Raw genomic sequence first — 948 nt, forward strand, 5'->3', positions numbered from 1 at the left:
GTGCCGGCCGCGCGGCCCGCGGCCGCACACGGCGCCGCGAGCCTGTCGCGGCTCAGCTATCTGGACACCGGCGATCCGCAGGTCGCGGCCGTGATCGCGAAGGTGCGCAAGGTGATCGGCAAGGACATTCCGGTGCTGATCACGGGCGAGACCGGCACCGGCAAGGAACTGCTCGCGCAGGCGATCCACAACGACTCGCCGCGTCGCGACGGGCCGTTCGTCGCGGTGAACTGCGCGTCGATTCCGGAGACGCTGATCGAGTCGGAGCTGTTCGGCTACGAGGAGGGCGCGTTTACGGGCACGCGCCGCAAGGGCGCGACCGGCAAGCTGCTGCAGGCGAACGGCGGCACGCTGTTTCTCGACGAGATCGGCGACATGCCGTATCCGCTGCAGGTGCGGCTGCTGCGCGTACTGCAGGAGCGCATCGTCAATCCGCTCGGCTCGACGAAGGCGATCGGCGTGGACATTGCGATCATCTGCGCGACGCACCGCGATTTGCGCGAGATGATCGCGCAGAACCGCTTCCGCGAGGATCTGTACTACCGGCTGAACGGCCTCGTCGTCCGGCTGCCGCCGCTGCGCGACCGCACCGATCTCGCGGTGGTCGTGCAGAAGATGCTGCAGCGCGAGACGCTGTCGGGCCCCGGCCGGCGGCCGCTGAGCGTCGCGCCCGACGTGATGGCGCTGTTCGAGCGCTGCGCGTGGCCCGGCAATTTCCGCCAGCTCGCGAACCTGCTGCGTACCGCCGCCGCGATGGTCGACGACGACGGGGAGATCCGCTGCGAGCACTTGCCCGAAGACTTTTTCGACGACCTGCGGCGCGACGACGCGCACTGCGCGCACGACGGCGCTGCATCGCCGCACGCTGCGCCCGATCCGTTGGCGACCGGCGATGCGCGGCTGCAGGACGTCGCGGCGTGCGCGATCGCCGCGGCGCTCGCGCGGCAC

The 948-nt window shown here is 70.7% G+C and carries 1 protein-coding gene; it reads left to right on the forward strand.

The window, feature by feature from the left end; translation table 11 throughout:
- Window positions 1–948: sigma-54-dependent Fis family transcriptional regulator (locus tag HMPREF3115_RS25765; protein WP_176748776.1), on the forward strand; the 948-nt coding region annotated here is incomplete at both ends.

This window comes from Burkholderia sp. HMSC10F09 (assembly GCF_001806955.1).
Classification (GTDB): domain Bacteria; phylum Pseudomonadota; class Gammaproteobacteria; order Burkholderiales; family Burkholderiaceae; genus Burkholderia; species Burkholderia multivorans.